At 63.5% G+C, this 18464-nt stretch carries 18 protein-coding genes and 3 tRNA genes; 11 read left to right on the top strand and 10 right to left on the bottom strand.

The window, feature by feature from the left end; all coding sequences use genetic code 11:
- Nucleotides 1-181: 181 nt before the first annotated feature.
- From hutU to VKP62_08210, 5 genes are all read left to right on the top strand, one after another.
- Complete coding sequence (gene hutU / locus VKP62_08230) at nucleotides 182-1888, top strand: urocanate hydratase (GenBank protein ID MEB3197176.1); 1707 nt, start codon at nucleotides 182-184, stop codon at nucleotides 1886-1888.
- A gap of 330 nt (nucleotides 1889-2218) precedes the next feature.
- Nucleotides 2219-3310: an isocitrate/isopropylmalate dehydrogenase family protein gene (locus tag VKP62_08225; protein MEB3197175.1), complete on the top strand. Its 1092-nt coding sequence runs from the start codon at nucleotides 2219-2221 to the stop codon at nucleotides 3308-3310.
- An 11-nt stretch (nucleotides 3311-3321) separates the two neighbouring features.
- Entirely contained in the window at nucleotides 3322-3843 is a 522-nt protein-coding gene (gene rimM, locus VKP62_08220) for a ribosome maturation factor RimM (GenBank protein ID MEB3197174.1), read from the top strand.
- Complete coding sequence (gene trmD, locus VKP62_08215; GenBank protein MEB3197173.1) at nucleotides 3840-4637, top strand: tRNA (guanosine(37)-N1)-methyltransferase TrmD; 798 nt, start codon at nucleotides 3840-3842, stop codon at nucleotides 4635-4637. The genes rimM and trmD overlap by 4 nt, the downstream gene beginning before the upstream one ends.
- A gap of 94 nt (nucleotides 4638-4731) precedes the next feature.
- The gene (locus tag VKP62_08210) at nucleotides 4732-4875 is read left to right on the top strand and encodes a hypothetical protein (protein ID MEB3197172.1); all 144 of its coding nucleotides are present in this window, start codon (nucleotides 4732-4734) and stop codon (nucleotides 4873-4875) included.
- A gap of 187 nt (nucleotides 4876-5062) precedes the next feature.
- On the opposite strand, the gene VKP62_08205 is transcribed toward VKP62_08210, so the two are convergent.
- From VKP62_08205 to ugpC, 9 genes are all read right to left on the bottom strand, one after another.
- The gene (locus VKP62_08205) at nucleotides 5063-5872 is read right to left on the bottom strand and encodes a hypothetical protein (GenBank protein MEB3197171.1); all 810 of its coding nucleotides are present in this window, start codon (nucleotides 5870-5872) and stop codon (nucleotides 5063-5065) included.
- A gap of 146 nt (nucleotides 5873-6018) precedes the next feature.
- Entirely contained in the window at nucleotides 6019-6864 is an 846-nt protein-coding gene (locus tag VKP62_08200) for an OmpA family protein (protein MEB3197170.1), read from the bottom strand.
- A 3-nt stretch (nucleotides 6865-6867) separates the two neighbouring features.
- Nucleotides 6868-7755, bottom strand: a complete 888-nt coding sequence (locus VKP62_08195) for a MotA/TolQ/ExbB proton channel family protein (GenBank protein MEB3197169.1) — start codon at nucleotides 7753-7755, stop codon at nucleotides 6868-6870.
- Between the two features lie 143 nt (nucleotides 7756-7898).
- Complete coding sequence (locus VKP62_08190) at nucleotides 7899-8957, bottom strand: NHL repeat-containing protein (protein MEB3197168.1); 1059 nt, start codon at nucleotides 8955-8957, stop codon at nucleotides 7899-7901.
- A 389-nt stretch (nucleotides 8958-9346) separates the two neighbouring features.
- Complete coding sequence (radA, locus tag VKP62_08185) at nucleotides 9347-10792, bottom strand: DNA repair protein RadA (GenBank protein MEB3197167.1); 1446 nt, start codon at nucleotides 10790-10792, stop codon at nucleotides 9347-9349.
- Between the two features lie 60 nt (nucleotides 10793-10852).
- Complete coding sequence (locus VKP62_08180; protein ID MEB3197166.1) at nucleotides 10853-11797, bottom strand: sugar ABC transporter permease; 945 nt, start codon at nucleotides 11795-11797, stop codon at nucleotides 10853-10855.
- Between the two features lies 1 nt (nucleotide 11798).
- Nucleotides 11799-12719, bottom strand: a complete 921-nt coding sequence (locus VKP62_08175) for a sugar ABC transporter permease (GenBank protein MEB3197165.1) — start codon at nucleotides 12717-12719, stop codon at nucleotides 11799-11801.
- Nucleotides 12716-13945, bottom strand: a complete 1230-nt coding sequence (locus VKP62_08170; protein ID MEB3197164.1) for an extracellular solute-binding protein — start codon at nucleotides 13943-13945, stop codon at nucleotides 12716-12718. The genes VKP62_08175 and VKP62_08170 overlap by 4 nt, the downstream gene beginning before the upstream one ends.
- A 5-nt stretch (nucleotides 13946-13950) precedes the next feature.
- On the bottom strand, nucleotides 13951-15090 hold the full coding sequence (ugpC, locus tag VKP62_08165) for a sn-glycerol-3-phosphate ABC transporter ATP-binding protein UgpC (GenBank protein ID MEB3197163.1): 1140 nt from the start codon (nucleotides 15088-15090) through the stop codon (nucleotides 13951-13953).
- 121 nt (nucleotides 15091-15211) lie between these two features.
- On the opposite strand from ugpC, the gene VKP62_08160 reads away from it, so the two are divergent.
- From VKP62_08160 to VKP62_08145, 4 genes are all read left to right on the top strand, one after another.
- Nucleotides 15212-15287: transfer RNA gene (locus tag VKP62_08160), tRNA-Thr, on the top strand.
- A gap of 25 nt (nucleotides 15288-15312) precedes the next feature.
- Nucleotides 15313-15397: transfer RNA gene (locus VKP62_08155), tRNA-Tyr, on the top strand.
- Nucleotides 15398-15401: 4 nt separating this feature from the next.
- A tRNA-Thr gene (locus VKP62_08150) sits at nucleotides 15402-15473 on the top strand.
- Between the two features lie 111 nt (nucleotides 15474-15584).
- On the top strand, nucleotides 15585-16019 hold the full coding sequence (locus VKP62_08145) for a hypothetical protein (protein MEB3197162.1): 435 nt from the start codon (nucleotides 15585-15587) through the stop codon (nucleotides 16017-16019).
- A gap of 27 nt (nucleotides 16020-16046) precedes the next feature.
- Here VKP62_08145 and VKP62_08140 read toward each other — a convergent pair whose 3' ends face one another.
- Entirely contained in the window at nucleotides 16047-16565 is a 519-nt protein-coding gene (locus VKP62_08140; GenBank protein ID MEB3197161.1) for a hypothetical protein, read from the bottom strand.
- A 265-nt stretch (nucleotides 16566-16830) separates the two neighbouring features.
- Between VKP62_08140 and VKP62_08135 the strand changes: the two genes are divergently transcribed.
- A complete protein-coding gene (locus tag VKP62_08135) occupies nucleotides 16831-17850 on the top strand; it encodes a hypothetical protein (GenBank protein ID MEB3197160.1) in 1020 nt (339 codons plus the stop codon).
- Nucleotides 17851-18247: 397 nt separating this feature from the next.
- On the top strand, nucleotides 18248-18464 hold a 217-nt coding region (locus tag VKP62_08130; GenBank protein ID MEB3197159.1), incomplete at its 3' end, for a GTP-binding protein.

The following is an 18464-nucleotide window of genomic DNA, read 5'->3' as shown; positions in this document are numbered from 1 at the left end:
CAATAGTGGATATAGCGATTCGTCATAGATTGTCCGCGGTATGACGTCCGGGATGATTTCCCCGTGTTGGGATGCCTGGGAAGTCGGCTATGATTGAGAGCGACGCGCGCCCGCGCCAGACGACCACGGCGGTCGGCGACACGGAAGGGGGCGGTGCCGTCGTGAGCGAGGAGAGTGTGCGATGACCACGACGATCGCCCCTGATACGGGCATTCCGCGTTTGCTGGCCGGTGAGAGCCGCATTCCGTTGCGGGCGCCACGCGGCAGCACGCGCCATTGCAAGGGGTGGGTGCAAGAGGCCGCCCTGCGGATGTTGCTGAATAACCTCGATCCTGAGGTGGCCGAACATCCCGATGAATTGGTGGTCTACGGCGGTACGGGCAAGGCCGCCCGCGACTGGCCCGCCTTGAGGGCCCTGGTCAAGGCCTTGCTGACGCTGGAGGATGACGAGACGCTGCTGGTGCAGTCGGGGAAGCCCGTCGGTCGCTTTCCCTCTCATCCCGATGCCCCGCGGGTCTTGATCGCGAATTCCAACCTGGTCGGACACTGGGCCACCTGGGATGAGTTTCGACGCCTGGAAGCGGCTGGTTTGACCATGTTCGGCCAGATGACGGCCGGGTCCTGGATCTACATCGGCACGCAGGGCATCCTGCAAGGGACCTACGAGACCTTCGGCGCGCTGGCGCGCCAGCATTTCGGCGGAAGCCTGCGCGGGCGCATCACCGTGACGGCCGGCCTCGGCGGCATGGGAGGGGCTCAACCGCTGGCTGTCACCATGAACGATGGCGTGGTGCTGGCGATCGAGGTGGACGCTTCTCGGATTGCCCGCCGCCGTGAGACCGGCTACGTTCAGCAGGCCTTTACCAGCCTGGATGCCGCCTGGGCGGCCGCGCAGGCGGCCGCGGCGGCGGGAGAAGCCTGTTCCATTGCTTTGGAAGGCAATGCCGCAGAGTTGCTTCCGGAAATGGTCTCTCGCGGGATGATACCGGACGTGGTGACGGATCAGACCAGTGCCCACGACCTGATGACCGGCTACATCCCGCCAGGCCAGACGGTGGAGGAGGCCAAGGTCTTTCGCGCGGCGGAACCCTCCGCCTACCTGAAGGCTGTGGGGGAGGCCTGCGCGGCGCACGTGCGAGCCATGCTGGCCATGAAAGACCACGGGGCGATCGTTTTCGACTACGGCAACAACCTGCGTCAGGTGGCGTTGGATCACGGCGTCGCGCGGGCGTTCGATTATCCGGGCTTCGTACCGGCCTACATCCGTCCGCTCTTCTGTGAGGGCAAGGGGCCTTTCCGCTGGGCAGCGTTGTCGGGCGATCCGGCCGACATCCGGGCCATCGATGCGATGATTCTGCGCGAGTTTGCGGACGATGCGCACCTCTGCCGCTGGATTCGTATGGCCGGGGAACAGGTTCATTTCCAGGGTCTGCCTGCCCGCATCTGTTGGGTAGGATATGGGGAGCGCGCGCGTCTGGGGCGCCTGATCAACCAGATGGTGGCGCAGGGCGAGGTGTCCGCACCGGTCGTGATTGGCCGCGATCACCTCGACTGCGGCTCGGTGGCCTCTCCCAACCGGGAAACGGAGGCCATGAAAGACGGTTCGGATGCCATTGCGGACTGGGTCTACCTCAATGCCCTCATCAACGCCGTGGGAGGGGCATCCTGGATCTCGTTGCATCACGGGGGCGGGGTGGGCATTGGCTATTCCTTGCACGCCGGCATGGTGATCGTGGCGGATGGGACCCCCGAGGCGGAGCGTCGCCTGCTGCGCGTGCTCACCAGTGACCCGGGCATGGGGGTGATCCGCCACGTCGATGCTGGTTACGAGGAAGCTGCCGAAGCGGCCCGGGAACGCGGGGTTCGGATTCCGATGTGGGAGGCCTGAACTTGCCGGATGGCCATTGTCGGGGGATGGTTGCCAAGGTCTTGAAAAAATTTTTCAGACGTTCCTCAAGTGTGGCTTGACGGCTTCCGATGACAGGAATGGAGATCCCCAGGACCGGTCCTGCCACGGACGGCCCACCGGATTGGCGTCGCAAGCGCACGGATGTGCGGGGGTCGGTTTCCAAGATTCGCGATGCCACCGAAGATGACGGCCTCCCCTTCAACGGGGAGGCCGTCATGTGTTTGGGCCCAGTGTAACCGCGAGGAGGAAGCGGGCAACGGGTACAATGCGGTGTCATTACCCTTCGTTCGATGGGAGTTCTTGCGCATCATGACCTACCGTGTGACCCTCATTCCCGGCGATGGTATCGGCCCGGAGATCACCCAGGCCGCCACCCGCATCCTGGAGGCCACGGGGGTTCCATTTGAATGGGAAACGGTCCAGGCGGGCGTGACGCACATGGAACAGACGGGCGCCACGGAGCCACTGCCTGATTCGGTGCTGGATTCGGTCCGACGCAACAAGCTGGCTCTCAAGGGCCCGATCGGGACGCCGATCGGCACGGGATTTCGCTCCGTCAACGTGGCCTTGCGACAGGGCCTCGACCTCTACTCTTGCGTGCGTCCCTGCAAAACCTACCCTGGCATCATGTCGCGCTACAGCGAGGTGGACCTGGTCATCATTCGCGAGAACACGGAAGACCTGTATGCTGGTATCGAGTTTGACATGGGCTCGGAAGGCGCCAAGGCCATCTGCGACGTGGTGCAGACCTACGCTCCCAAGAAGTGCATCGCGGCGGATGCAGCCATCAGTCTGAAACCCATCTCTGAGCGGGGCAGTCGGCGTATTGTCGAGTTCGCGTTCCAGTACGCCATCGACAACCATCGGCGTAAGGTCACGGCCATCCACAAGGCCAACATCATGAAAGCCTCGGACGGATTGTTTCTCCGGGTGGCCCGCGAGGTGGCGGCGCAATACCCGCAGATCCAGTTTGAGGAGATGATTGTCGATGCGGCTTGCATGAACCTGGTGATTCGACCGGAATCCTTCGATGTGATGGTGCTGGGGAATCTCTACGGCGACATCGTTTCGGATCTCTGTGCCGGCCTGATTGGCGGGCTGGGCGTGGCGCCAGGGGCCAACATCGGCACCCATGCCACCGTGTTTGAAGCCACCCACGGCACGGCGCCTATGATCGCGGGTAAAGGCATTGCCAACCCCCTGGCAATGCTGCTTTCGGGGCGCTTGATGCTGGAGCACATCGGCGAACGGGAAGCGGCTCGCAAGCTTGATGAGGCCATCAAGGTCGTGCTGCGGGACGGAACCGCCTTGACACCAGACCTCAATCCGAGTGGCACCGGGACCACGGCAGGCTTTGCGGATGCCGTGATTCAGGCGATGCAAACGCCGGTTTCCGCCTGAGGGGGCCTGACGTGGCTGCGCCACCTGAGTGGCTTTCCATCGCGCAGATCGTCACCACGCACGGGGTGCGTGGGGACCTCAAGCTGCGACCATTGACCGATGATCCCTTGCGCTTGAAGGAACTCAAAACCGTCTCGGCCCACTTGGCGGATGGCAGCCGCGAGGAACTGACGGTGGAAGACGTGGTTCTGCGCAAGGACGGTGTCTTGATGGCACGTTTTCGGGGCTATGACGCGCCGGAGCCCGCAGCCAGATTGCGCCAGGCCTGGCTGCAGGTCCCCTATGCGGAGGCCAAGCGCAAGCCTGGGCAGATTCTTTACGCGGATGTCCTCGGGCTGCAAGCCGTCGATGACGCCTCCGGGACACCCATCGGGGAGGTGGTGGAGGTGTTGCGAGCCGGGCAGGACTTGCTTGAGATTCGCCGCCCTGACGGCAGCGAGGTCTATGTCCCCTGGGTCGACGCGTTCGTCCTCAAGGTTGACCGGGAGGCGGGCGAGGTCAGGCTTCACCTGATCGAGGGAATGCTGGAGTGAGTCGGTTACACATCGACTATCTCACTCTGTTTCCGGACGCCTTCGGCTACCTGCAGACTTCGATTCTCAAACGTGCGCAGGCGGCGGGCGTACTCACGACGGCCCTGCACGATATGCGGGACCAGGCCACGAATCGGCATCGGACCGTCGACGACAAGCCTTTCGGCGGGGGAGTCGGCATGGTGTTGAAGCCCGACATCGTCTGGAAGTCCCTGCAGTCCGCCAATCTGCCCTCCCATGCCCGCATCATCGTGACCACCCCACAGGGCCGGACCTTCGACCAGGCTTATGCCAAGGAACTCGCCAAGGAAAGCCATCTGGTCTTTTTGTGCGGCCATTATGAGGGGATCGACGAACGGGTTCATCAACATATGGTCACGGATGAACTCTCGATCGGCGACTACGTGTTGACGGGAGGCGAACTCCCCGCGTTGGTCGTGACGGATGCCGTGGTGCGCCTGTTGCCGGGGGTACTCGGGAAGCAGGCCTCGCCCCACGAGGATTCTTTTTGGGACGGCCTGCTCGATTACCCGCATTACACGCGGCCGGCAGACTTCATGGGCCACGGCGTACCTGAGGTGCTGCTGTCTGGGGACCACGCCCGCGTGGCACGCTGGCGGCGAGAACAGGCCTTGCAGCGAACCTTCGAGCGTCGTCCGGACCTGCTGGCCGGGGCAGACCTGACGAAAACGGACCAACGATTCCTGGCCCAACTGGCGGCCGAACGAGAGCGCTTGGTTGCCGCTGATGCGTCCGCTGAGCCGGGGAGGGGCTTGGCAGATTCAGAGGATTAGTATTAAAATAAGTTTAAGCCCAATGGGGGGCAGTTGGTGGCCAATGACGGCGAAACATCGGGACGTATTGTTCCCGGATGAAGGAGCCTCCCGCTTGGAAGACAAACAGCTGAATACGGTCCCGCCCCACACGGTGCGCCACGTCGACGGTGTGATGCATTTGCAGTTGCACCCCGCTCCCCCTGCGGGCGCGGAACAGGGGCGTCACGACAACATCGCGGACCTCCGCAAAAATTGAACCTGCTGTGCTTCGGGCAGGCTGAGGTGGCGGGACCCGCCTCGACGTGGCTCTGAAGCTTGGTGGGCCGACACGCGTGCGTGTCGACTTCGTGGAAAGGGGCACCTGACGGTCACGTCGTGTGCCCCTTCCGCGTGCGTGGCGACGGCCCCCTCGTCCGTGTCGGGGGTGAGGGGCCTCTACTGATTCACTTGGGCGGAGGGTAGTCGGGAACCGGCGTGGGCGTCGGCGCCGCGTACATCGCACCACGGACCCATTCTCCCCATTGGGGACGGATGTATTTCTCATAGAGCCAGCCCAGCGCGAAACCGGCGCCAATCCCGATCACGGTCCCGATGGCCGGCCCGAGGAAGGTCGATCCCACGAACCCGCCCACCAGTGTGGCGGTCGCGCCGGTGGCCGTGTAGCCGGCGGCATCCGCCACGATCAAGGCGTTGCGTTGCTGCTCGGTGATCTTTCCTGCGGCGAAGTCCAACAAGTTCGTGACCAGCGCCATCGGAATCGCGACGAGGGCCGAACTGCCAATGGCCCGGGCCACGTTCCCCACTGACAGAAACGTGTGTCGAAACGCGGAGCCGACCCCTGCCTGGATCCCCTGGGTGTACTGGGTCTTCTGGGCCACCGAAGAGGCCGCCTTCATGCCTTTCGGCAACGCGGTGGCGCGGCTGGTGCGCCCGGAAAAGCGGGCCGCACTCGCGCTGACCCGTGCTCCGCCCATTTTCAGGGCCTTGGCCACTTCAAAGCGGGCGCCCACGGCCACCGAATTGACGTTTCTGAAGGCCGCCAGGGCGGAGGCGCTGGTGCGCATCCCGGCCACGTAAGGGTCGGCAGCCGAGGTCGGCACCCAGGTTTCCCAGGTCGTCACGGGCGCCTGGCCGGGATACGCCGGCGTGCTGACGTAGGCCGCGCCGGGGCTCGCGGGCGGGGTCATTGGACCTTGGGCAGCGGGCGGCAGCGACGGGCCGCTGAAATACCCTTGCACGTTCGGGTTGGTCATACGTGGCTCTCCCGCGGGTGACACATCCATCCGCAGAGAATATCCGACGGTCCGACATCAACCTTGTCGCCAGAGGGGAAAGGGTGAGTCAAGTTTTGATTAAGTCTCGACTTAGGTTTTGTTTGCCGGCGCCCCGCTCATCATCGCTACTGGAACGGGTTGGCGAAGTTTCGCTTGGGTTGCTGCGCTGGCTCCGCCCCCTTGGCTTTGCGGGGGCGTTGCGACGGCGTGGTGAGGGGCATGGTCTCGAGCGGCAGACCGGCGCCGATTGGCGAAGCCTCCTCCTGCTTCAAGATCACGATGTCCACGCGGCGATTGCGCTTGCGTCCCTCGGAGAGGCCGTTGCTGGCCACCGGCTTGTTCTCGGCAAAGGCTGCCACGGACATCCGATGGGCCGGCAGACGAACCTGGTCGATCATGTAGCGCGCCACAGCCGTGGCGCGGGCGCTGGAGAGTTCCCAGTTGGAGGCGAAACGGGCGGTGCGGATCGGCAAGCTGTCGGTGTGACCTTCCACGCGGATCTCGTTCGGCAAGCCTTTGAAATTCGCCGCGACCTTTTTCAAGACGCGCTGGCCGGCCGGCTTCAAAACGGCTGAGCCTGAGTCGAAGAAGCTGGTGTCGATCAGGCTGACGATCATCCCCCGTTCATCGATGTCGACCTTCACATCGCTTTTGGGGTCGGTCTTGACCAGCGACACCAGCACCGCGTCCGCCGTTGCTTTGAATTTGCGAGTTTGCTTGCTGTCGTCATTCTGGAAGGCCAGCCGATCGGACACCTTCGGTTTGACCGTCTTCTTGATGGAGGTGGCCAGACTGCCCGCCAAACGATCGAATTTTTCGCCGCTGATGGAGCTGGAGCTGGCATACAGCACGATGAAGAAGACCAGCAGCAACGTGATCATGTCGGCGTAAGTGACCATCCAACGTTCCCGGCCACCGGAATCCGCTGCTGCGGCGCCCTCTTCGCGGTCGTGGTACCAGTCACGGCCCATGGGTCAGTAGATCTCCGGGTCGTTCGGATTCTGACCGTACATGTCGTCGTATTGCTCTTCTTCCGGGTCCGTGTAGGCCGGGGGTGCTGCCGCGGCGGCGACGGGAGCGGTGGCCGCCCGGCGCGCGCGACGTTCACGCAACACGGCGAGTTCGCGGCGCTTCTGGGGCGGAAGGGCGCCGCGCAGGCGTTCCCGCACGAACTCGGGCTTGGCCCCCTCCTGAATGTTGACGAGCACGTCCACCATGACCTGGCGGGCCCGCAGTTCTTCCTCGGAAAGTTTGCGCAGGCGGTTGGCGACCGGAATGCAGACGAGGTTGGCCATGCCCACCCCATACAGGGTCGCGACCATGGCCAGAGCGATGTCGAGTCCGATCTTGTCGGGATTGGTCAGGTTGCCAAGGATCGACACCATGGCCTCGACCGTGCCCAGAATCCCCATGGTCGGGGCGAATCCGCCCAAGCCTTCGAACAGGCTGATGCCGTCGCGATGACGGCCACGCATCGCCGACAACTCGGCCTCCATCAAGCTGCGGATTTCAGCCGGCTCGAAGCCCTCCGCCACGAGTTGCAGCCCCTGGCGCATGAACGGGTCCGGCACGTCGCGAGGGGAGCCCAGCGCAGCGACTCGCCCGCCCTGGCGGACGCGATCGCTGGCCTTGACCAGTTGCGCGACCACGTCCGGCATGTGCAGCCCTTCGGCGGTCACGGACATCATGAACAGGTAAGGCAGGCGCTGAAACACCGCCATCGGGTAGGCAAAGGCCCCCGCCACCAGGGTTCCGCCGATCACCACGATGAACGCGTGCAGGTCCAGCAGGCGTTGGGCCTCGCCTCCTCGGATGAATGCCACGAGGAGCACGAACAGGACCACAAGACCGAACCCAAGCACGCAAGACTCCTTCCATCACCAGGGCGGTGCGCGAGGGCCCGATGGGCGGGGGGCGACAGGCAAGCCGCGCCTTTCATACCCTTCTCGCCGGAGCCCCTATCGCCCAGCGACCAGCCAGGCAAGCCGGCGCCACGCGCCCAGCCTCAGCGGATCACGCGGATGCGATGGTTGTCCTTGTCCGTGACGTAGAGCGGACCATTGCTACCCAGCGCCACTCCACACGGGCTGGAGAATTGCGCCGCAGCCCCCTGGCCATCAGCGAAGCCGCGCACCGAGCCGGCCACGGTACTCACCACGCCATCCCGGGAGATCTTCCGGATGCGGTGGTTCCCCGCATCCGCGACATACAGGGTGCCGTCGCGGTGAAGCGCCAGCCCCGCCGGGGAGTGGAACTGCGCCGAGGCCCCAGTGCCGTCGGCCGCTCCCTGGTGCGAGCCTGCCCAGGTGCTGACCGTGCCCTCCCGCGAGACCTTTCGGATGCAATGGTTGCCGCTGTCCGCCACGTACAAGGTGCCATCGCTGCCCAAGGCCAGCCCCTGCGGCCAGGAAAACCGGGCAGAGCCGGCCTGGCCATCCGCACGGCCTTGCTCCGACCCGGCCAGCGTGCTGACCGTGCCCTCCTTGCTGATCACGCGAATGCGGTGATTGCCACTGTCTGCCACATAAAGCGTGCCATCTGGTGCGAGGGCCAGGCCGTGTGGCCAGGCGAATTTGGCCAAGTCGCCGGCGCCATCGGCATAGCCTGGGGTAGAGCCTGCCAGCGTGCTCACCTCCCCTTTCCACGACACCATTCTGATACGATGGTTTCCCCCGTCGCTCACGTAGGTCGTGCCATTCCAGAGGGTCTCCACCGCCAGAGGCGTGGCGAATTGGGCCACTTCGTAGCTGCCCTCCTTGAACCCCATTTGCGTCCCGGCTGGCGTGGTGACGACGCCATCCGGTAGGATGCGACGAATGCGGTTGTTCTCCGTATCGGCGACGAACAGGACCCCGAAATAATTGACGTGGGCGCCTTGCGGGAACGCGAATTTGGCCCCGCTTCCTTGTCCCTTGAGAAAGCCGCGCGTCGACCCTGCCAGGGTAGTCACTTCGCCCGTGAGCTCCAGCCCCGGGACGGTGGGCGACTGGCTTTCCGCCGTCTCGGGTGAAGGGTCGGAAGGGGTTGCCACGCCCGCGGCTTTGGCCACGCGTAGCGCGTCCACGTCAGGATCAAGCTGGAGCGTCTGCGCAGGGGCGGCCGTCCCAGCCAAAGGTAAACTGAGTTGCGCGGGCGAAGCAGCCGCGAGCGGCCGAATCCAGCCCCCCTCAGCGTTGCTGGCGGGAGCCATCGGGATGGCGTTGCCCCTCCCGCCTTGGCAGGCCCCCAAGGTGGGAAGCAGGAGGTACAACACCGCACGGACTAACCGCTCGCCTGAGCGCACGTCGCAATCCTTTTCACCAGAGAGCAGGGCCTCGCCTCCGCCACGCAGGGTTTTGTGGACAGGTGGGTAACCCTTGCCAGGTTGCCTACTCTTTGATGATTCCCTGGATTTGATTATGTGAATCGGGTTATGTGAATGGTCTTATGTGGGCCCCGCGATTCCTCCGCAGATCAGCGTCCGCGCGTGCGCGATGCGCTGGAGGGAGGTTCGGATGCGGCATCCGGCTCAGGGGACTCTGCCGCGTCCGGCACCCCCAACGCCCTGAGAATTGACTCCATCAGGCGGGTGACTCCCACCACTCGCAATTCCGGTGGGATGGGAACGCTGCCGAGGTTGTGTTTGGGGACGAGGGCGGTCTTGAATCCGAGCTTGGCCGCTTCCTTGAGTCTTGCTTCGAGGCCTGATACCGCGCGAATCTCGCCATTCAGACCAATTTCTCCGAGGGCCACCAGGTCTGCTGGCAGCGGCACGTCCCGCAAACTGGAGGCGATCGCCAGCGCGACAGCCAGGTCGGCGGCCGGCTCCCCGATATCGAGCCCCCCTACCACATTGAGGTAGGCATCCGCCTTGGCCAGACTCAGGCCGACCCGCTTTTCGAGCACGGCCAGGATCTGGACCAGGCGATTGTACTCCAGACCGGTGGCGCTGCGTCGCGGCTGAGCCAGGGCACTCGGGCTGACCAGGGCCTGCACCTCGACCAGCAGCGGACGAGTGCCCTCCATGGTGGCCACGATCGCGGAGCCGCTCGCATCGGGCGCCCGTTCAGCGAGAAAGAGCTCCGAGGGATTCAACACCTCGCGCAGGCCGGCCGTTTCCATTTCAAACACGCCGACCTCGTTGGTGGCGCCGTAGCGGTTCTTGACCCCGCGGATCAGGCGGTGGCTCTTGAAGCGATCGCCTTCGAAATACAGCACCGTGTCGACCATGTGCTCCAGCACGCGGGGGCCAGCCAGTGTCCCCTCCTTGGTGACGTGGCCGACCAGGCACAGGGCAATGCCTTCCTCCTTGGCGAGTTTCAGCAGACAACCGGTGGCCGCACGGACCTGGCTGACGCTTCCAGGCAGGGAGTTGGTCTCGGCATCGTAGACCGCCTGAATCGAGTCAATCACGGCCCAGCTCGGGCGCAAGTCGCGAATCGCTCCTTCGATGGCATGGATATCCGTCTCAGCCAGGACGTGCAGGTTCGCGTGCTCGGCGTTCAGGCGTTTGGCGCGCAGGCGAATTTGCTTGGCGCTCTCTTCCCCCGAGGCATACAGGACGGTCAGACCGCTGGCGGCGATGTTCTGCGCCACCTGTAGCAGCAGGGTTGACTTGCCGATGCCCGGGTCGCCTCCCAGCAACACCAGGGAGCCTGGCACCACACCACCGCCCAACACCCGGTCCAGCTCCGAAAGACCGGTCGGAAATCGCTCTTCCTCGGCCAGGGCGACCTCGGCCATCGGGACCGCGCGAACTCGAACTGCGCCCGATGCGGTCCCCGCTCGCCCCGTGCCGACAGGGGTGACCAGTTCTTCGACGAGGGTGTTCCAGGCCTGACAATCTGGACACTTGCCGAACCAGCGAGCCTGCTCCGCTCCGCAGGCCTGGCAGACGTACTTGGACTTCTGTTTTGCCACGAATCTCCCCCTTTTCAGAGGGAGTTTAATCGAACATATGTTTTAAATCAAGCCAGCCGCTCAACCCTTGACGGCACCGCTGGTCAGACCCGAGACGATGTAGCGCTGGAGCAGCAGCATGACCACCACCACGGGCAGGGAAATGAGAATCGACATCGCAGCGAACTCGCTCCAGGGCTTGGTGGTGGAATACTGTCCCACCATGCCGTAAAGCGCCATGGCGAGCGTGAAGGTCTTGGGGTTTTCCAGCATGGTCCAGGCCAGGACGATTTCGGTCCAACCGGTCATGAACCCAAACAGGGCCGTGACCGCCACCGCCGGCGCGGCCAATGGCAGAATGATGCGCACGAACGCGGAGGTGGGCGTGCATCCGTCGATCAAGGCAGCTTCTTCCAGATCTTTGGGGACCGTGTCGAAGTAACCTTTCATGTTCCAGATGGCGAAGGGCAGGGTGCCGGCCGCATAGGCGATCGCCAGGCCCAACAGGCTGGTGCGGATGTGCAGCACGGAGAGCAGCACGTAGAGCGGCGCCACCGTCGCCACCGCGGGAAACATCTGAAGTACCAGAAAACTCATCAACCCCGCTTCCCGGCCAGGAAAGCGGAAGCGACTGAAGGCATAGGCCGCGGTCGCCCCCAGACCGATGCCGATGGCCGTCGTGCCGGCCGAGAGCAATACGCTGTTCCACAGCAGGCGCCCGAAGGTCAGGCCATCGACCTCGGTCGGGTTGGCGATGACCCGCTGGAAGGAGGCGAACGAGATGCCTTCCGGAATCAGCACGAGCTTGGAGGGAGCCGCCACGCTGTTGGGGTCCAGCGCCATGGCCACGACCCACCAGACCGGAAAGATGGCGAACAGCGAAAAGAAGCAAAGGACGAGGTGGGCGCCTGCGTCACCCAGGCGGCGCCGCTGTCGCGGCGTCAGCCCACGTGAGGGCGCTGGAACGACTACGGGAGAAGCCCGGTGGGCCGCGTCCTCGCGGGTGGGCGCATCGACCGGCGTCACGTCAGACCTCCTCGAGACTGCGCGTCAGGCGCAGGTTGAATTGGGTGAGGCCGAAGAGAATGAAGAAAATCAGGATGGAGAAGGCGGATGCCACCCCATACAGGCCCATCGGGTCGATCAGTTTGTAAGCCTGGGTGACCAGGATTTCGGTCTTGCCGAAGGGTTCCCCGCGCGAGACGAAGTAGATCACGTTGAAGTTGTTGAAGGTCCACACGGCGCCCAGGGTGATGGCCGGGACCATGGTCGGTTTCAACATCGGCACCGTGATGTTCCAGAACTGGGTCCAGGCGGATGCGCCGTCCAGACTGGCTGCTTCGTAATAGTCCTTCGGAATCGCCTGGAGTCCGCCGGTGGCCACCATCATCATGAACGGAAACCCTAGCCAGATGTTGGTCAGCAACACGGCCGCGAAGGCGGTTGGAAAGGCATTCATCCATTCGATACCGGGCAAGCCCCATGCCGCCAACGCGAGGTTGAAGGCCCCGCTCTGGGCATCGAACATGTTGCGCCAGACCAGTGCGGTCACATACACGGGGACGGCCCAGGGCAGGATCAGCAGCGCGCGGTACACGCGTTTACCCCGCAAGCCTTCTCGATTCAGCAACAAGGCCAGGGCCACCCCGATCACGACGTGGAACACCAGGTTGGACACGGTCCAGAGCAAGGTGAAGCCCAACACCCGAAAGAAGTCCACGTCCAGATAGGGAGCACGTTGAAGCAGGGCCCAGAAATTGGCCAAACCGACGAAGTCGGGAGATTGATCGCGAATGTGGGTCGGACCAAAGTTGGTGAAGGCCATCCAGATGCCGTACAGCATCGGATAGAAGGTGATGGCCGCCATCACCAGGGTCGCAGGCAGGATGTAAGCGTAAGCCAGGCGCGCTTCCGGGCGTCTGATGCCCGCCCAAAATGACTGTTTCATGGTTGGTGGGCCCGGATTTCATCGACCTTGGCCTGGATCGATCGGGCGGCCTCACCCAGAGCCTCCGGCGTCGGAGCCTCTCCCTGGACGACTTTACGCAGTGCTTTATTCATCGGTTCCCACACGGCGGCCATATCGGGGCTGATCGAGACGGGCGTTCCCTCGTCTGCCTGGGCATTGAAGACCGCCAAGGGAGACCCCTCAGGAGCCGTGTACCCGCGAATCGCCGGAATGTGACCGGCTTGTTCCGCCAAAAGGGCCTGGCTCTCCGGGGAGGTCACGAACAGGGCGAAGTCCTTGGCCATGCGTCGATGGGCATCATCGGAGTTGGGGTTGAACATCAGACATTTCACCCCCACCCACGGGGCACTCGCTCGGGTATTCGACCAACGCGGCAGTTTGGCCACGCCAAGCCCATCGCCCAGGGCTTTCTGGTAGTCCACCAGGGCCCACGGCCCGTTGACAATCATGGCCGCCTGGCCCTGCTTGTACCAGGAGTCCGGCTTGGCGTATTCGTGGCTGACCATCACCCCGGGAGCCTTCGCCAGTTGGCCGACCAACGACACCGCTGAATTGGCGGCCTCGCTGGCCACTGCGACTCGCCCCGATTCCTCGAACAAGCGGGCGCCGGCGCCAAAAAACCAACCCATCGCGTAATAGAATTCGCCGTTGAAAACGAAGCCCTTGACCTTGTCTGCGCTTTGGCGCCCGATCGCCGCGCTCAACGCGAGCAATTCCTCCACGGTGGTGGGTGGCTTGGTCACGTGACGGCGGTTGTAGTAGAGGGCCACCGTCTCGCGAGATTCTGGGATGGCGCAGAGGCGATCGCCCCGTTTCAGCGCGGCCAGTGCCCCGGGATGAAAACGAGACAGCTCGGCCTCGGAGAACCAGTTGTCGATGCGCAGGGCCAGTTCGGATGCGGCAAATTTCCCGGACCAATCGGCGTCGCCGATCACCAGGTCTGGGCCTCCGTTGGCGGCGGTTGAACGGATGTATTTGTCTTTTAGCTTGTCGTACGGAACCTGCAGGAGCAGCACTTCTCGCCCCGGAAATTGCGCCTGATAGCGGGCGGACAGCGTCCTCAGGGCACTCAACTCAGCCCCGCCCCAGGCGTGCCAGAGCACCAGGCTGTTGGCCGTGGTTCCGGAGTCACACGCCACCAGTGAGGTGAGGGTCAAGGCCGTTGCCAGCAGACAGGTGATGGAAAGGTGGGGTCGTACCGGCACGGCGCTCATACCAGCACTGCGCTGTGGACCCGGGCGGTGTGCAGCAACGCCCGTTCGCTGTCGGCATCGAACACGTGCAACTGGTCCGCGCGAACAGTGAGCGCCAGTTGGTCGCCGCTCTTCAGACGGGGCAACCCCAACGAGTCCAGATCCGCCACCAGAGGTTGTCCTGCACTGGAGCCGTGTAGGTAGGTGCGGGAACCGGCAGGTTCGAGCACGTCGACGGTGACCTCCAAGGAGGATGCAACGGCCTCGGTCTCGGACATCACGGTGAGCGCCTCGGGGCGAATCCCCAGCAAGCGGGGTCCACCGAACAAGCCCCGCTGCTCACCCTCGGTGGCCGAGATCGGTAACCTCAGCGATTGCGCTCCCCACTGAAACAGCACCGCGTCGTCGGCGCGTCTTTCACAGGTGCCGCGCAGCAAATTCATACTTGGGCTTCCGATGAAACAGGCCACGAACACGTTGGCAGGTGCTTCGTAAATCGCGGCAGGGGTATCAATCTGGGCCAACTGTCCCCCGTTCATCACGGCAATCCGGTCGCCCATGGTCATGGCCTCCGTCTGGTCGTGGGTGACATAGACGGTCGTGGTCTGCAATCGCTGATGCAATCGCTTCAGTTCTACCCGCGTCTGCGTGCGCAATTTCGCATCCAGGTTCGACAACGGTTCGTCCATCAGGAAGGCCTGAGGTTCCCGCACGATCGCCCGGGCCAAGGCCACACGTTGTCGCTGACCGCCCGACAGCGCCTTGGGTTTTCGGTCCAAGAGGGGCCTCAGCCCCAAAGAGTCCGCTGCCGCGAGCACCTTCTGCTGAATGGTGTCCTTGGCGATGCCGCGCAACTGAAGACTGAAAGCCACATTATCAAACACGCTGAGATGGGGGTAGAGCGCATAGCTCTGAAACACCATCGCCACATCACGGCCCTTCGGCGGCGTCTCGTTCACGCGTCTGCCCGCGATCCGGATCTCGCCCTCGTCAGGCGTTTCCAGCCCCGCGATCATGCGCAGGGTGGTTGACTTTCCACAGCCGCTGGCGCCCACCAGGACAAGAAACTCTCGGTCGGCAATCTGGAGGGACAGGTCGTTGACGATACGCTGATCGCCGAATCGCTTGCCCACGTTGCGCAGTTCGATCTCCGCCACGATTCGCACCTCGCTCGCCTGGAAAATAAGTGCATTTCGGTTCAGCATCATACCAGACCCGAATCGGGAGGGGACGAGGATTTGACGATCTTCCTGCTGGCCTGATATGCTTCTCACGCATGCCGGCGTAGCTCAATCGGTAGAGCACCTGATTTGTAATCAGGCGGTTGCGGGTTCAATTCCTGTCGCCGGCTCCACCAGTTGAAAAACCAAGCATCCTATGGGAGGATGCCCGAGTGGCCAAAGGGATCTGACTGTAAATCAGACGGCTCTGCCTACGGTGGTTCGAATCCACCTCCTCCCACCATCCCGCCCCGGTAGCTCAGTGGTAGAGCACACCCTTGGTAAGGGTGAGGTCGGCAGTTCAATCCTGCTCTGGGGCTCTCCAACGAACGAACCTCTCGCCCGCAGCGAGAGGTTTTTGTTTTATGAGCCGAAAAGACGCCTGGCAGAGCCCCAGAGGCTTGGGTAGATAAGGAGCGGAGGTTCCTGTCTTGGCGATTGAGCGAGCGCTGGTCTTGATGCGTCCCGGACGACGCCCCGTTCAGGCGCTTCTGTATGTGGATGGGCGCGAATTCTCGGTGCCGTTGCTGCCAGGCAACTCGCTGGAAAGCCCGGAGACGGAGAGGGAGCAGCAGGCGTTACGGGTCGTGCAGGGTCTCCGCGAGAATCTCCTCTCTCTCTGGGCGACGGCCTCCGAACGGGAGGAGGGCCTGCCTGGGGTGCGGGCTCGGCGTGCCAGTCGTCCCACCCGAGGGTACTGGGGTTTCGAACTGGAAAGTGGTGGACTGCTATCGGTCCCCTCCCAATGGATTTCGCCAGACCTCGTCGATTCCAACGCCACAGACCTCCTCGACGTGTTCCTCAAGATGCAGGCTCAGGCGCGCCAGGTGACTGAGGAACTGGGGCGACAACCGACGTCCCACTGAGGCGTCGGTCGTCGCCGGTGCTTCAACTCAGAACCACAAACGGTAGCGATAGTAGGGGTAGTAGAGGCCGCCGTAGTTGTAGAAGAACGGATCGTAAGCCGACCGATATCGCCAATATGCCCCACCCGCGTAGTAATACGGGAATGCATAGGCGCCCATTGGATAGTAGGCGTAATTGCCCCAGGTGTTGGCCCAGAGGGGAGCGTAGCCGCCTAGCCAGCTGGCATACCGGGTGCGAAAACCACCAAGTCGATAGTATTGCAAGGAATAACCCTGCTTGGAGCCGGCCACCTGCTGCGAGTCGAGCGAGACCAGCTTGCCCGAGGCTTCAGCTTCCGTGATTTTATCGGGCAGTTGCCCCAGGGCTGTCTCAAAGGCTTGTTGGTCTTGCGGTGAAATCTCTACCGACAGGAGCTGTCGTGATGTGGCAGGGGGTTTTCCACCGCTGGCGGCGGTGGGGTCGTTCAGCTGCTGGCAGCCGGACAATCCGGCTGCGATCGCCAAAACCGTCACGATCGACGGGCACCAGAGTTGCTTGTAACGCATAGTCCCTCCGCGAATTCAATCGGTTCTGAAACCGAAGAGCAGGGCATGATCTTGCCCCTCACTCGTCCTTAGCCTCTCTCAGACGCCGACGCAACGCCTGTTCTGACGCCGAGGGGTTCTCAGCCCAGGTCTGCAGCCGGTTTCAGTCTTGAGTCTGGGGAGCGTCTGTTGGTGCCGTTTCTCGGGCGCGCTAAGGTGGAAACCTCGTCAAAAGGATGAATGGGCAGTGGCTCACCCACCTGAGACGACACGGGAGGAGGATTGGATGACTTGGAACTCGATACGGCAGTATTTGCCTGGCGTCGTGGGCCTGGTTCTGTCAGCCTGCACCACGGTGCCCGCCGTCTCATCGCAAGCTCGGGTGGCGCCCTTGTCGCTTCCCAGCGCCATCTCGGCCGATGAGGCGAGCCGCACGTTGATTTTCGCCTCGGGAGAGGACGTTTCCTCCGGTTATGCCCTGCAAAGCCGTGGCTTCGGCGGTGGGCACGGCCACGGTGGTTCCATGGGGGCTGGGCGCTCGTTTGGTTCCCACGGGGCGGGGGCTCGGGTGGCGCCCATTGGGGCAAATTATCCCATCACGTCCGGGCCGCGCCCCGGTCCAGGGATGCCTTCCGGCGTTTCCCGTGTGCCGGGGGGCGGTCCCCATTCGTCACCCGGGAGACACGGCACAGGTACCTGGTCTCCCAGCGGCACTGGCGGTGGACGTTTCCAGGGTGGCGATGGTCGTCACCACGGCGGCCCCGGTTATCAACACGGTGGTAACGGGACCCGCCACGGCGGGTACCACGGCCACGGCGGCCACTACGGCCACGGAGGCCACTATGGACACCGCGGCCGCTACGGACACTGGGGGCACGGAGCCTACGGCTCATACTACCGCTATGGCGACTATCTCTATCCGTACTATGCCGGCTGGGCGGGTAGCTATTATCCCTATGGCCCTGAATCTTATCTGTACTGGCGTGATCAGGCCTGGTGGCCTTCCCAGGCGCTGATCGACTCTGGAGTGGCTTCGGTCCAGTCGAATCAATCGTTTGCCGTGGTGCATCAGGACCGACTGGTTCCGGAGACGGTTCGATTGGAAGCGAATGCTGAGCTGGTCCTCTACAACGCGGACGCGCACGCCCATCGGCTCGTTTTCGCGTCTGGCGATGGCGCCGTGGTTCAAACGCTCGAGGTCCCCTCGCGCGTCACCTCGTCACCCGTTCGGTTGACAGCGGCGGGCCGCTATCGCGTCAGCGATCCAGACCGGGTCACGTTGCAGGGCTGGGTAGAGGTCCAGTAGCCCAGGTCTCACCCCCGCCCCTGAATGTCGGTCAGGGGCGGGGGGCCGCGTTTAGCTGCTTGACCTCGGCCGGCGTGGGTAGGGGGAGGGCCGTCTTGAGTCGGCCTGGCCCGAAAGGAATTCCCCTTCCCGCCTCCGCTGGCGGCCAACTTGTGGTGCGGGTCTTGCCCGTTCGGAACCGGCAGTGGGCCCCGCCAGACCCCTCTTCGACGCCGATGTGGCCCCTCGTTCAGTGAACCATGCCGAGCCTGAGGTGCCTGCGCGGTTTCCTCCAGCAATCGGGGAGGCGCGATTCAGGCTCGTTTCGGCAACTTGCCGGAATCCGCGTTTGCCGATATAACTTGATCGCTTACATCGGCCCAGGCTGGCCCCCATCCAAGGAGGAAAGTGAGACCCCATGGCACGGCAAAAATTCGAGCGTAATAAAACGCACGTGAACATCGGCACCATCGGGCACGTCGACCACGGCAAGACCACGTTGACGGCCGCGATCACGATGACGTTGGCCGCGTTGGGCCAGGCGGAAGCAAAGCGTTACGACGAGATCGACGCGGCGCCGGAAGAGAAGGCTCGCGGTATCACGATCAACACGGCTCACGTGGAGTACGAGACGG

This window comes from Candidatus Sericytochromatia bacterium, assembly GCA_035285325.1.
Classification (GTDB): domain Bacteria; phylum Cyanobacteriota; class Sericytochromatia; order S15B-MN24; family JAQBPE01; genus JAYKJB01.
Note: the sequence above shows the minus strand (reverse complement) of the source record. Positions and strands in the feature narration are given on the sequence as shown.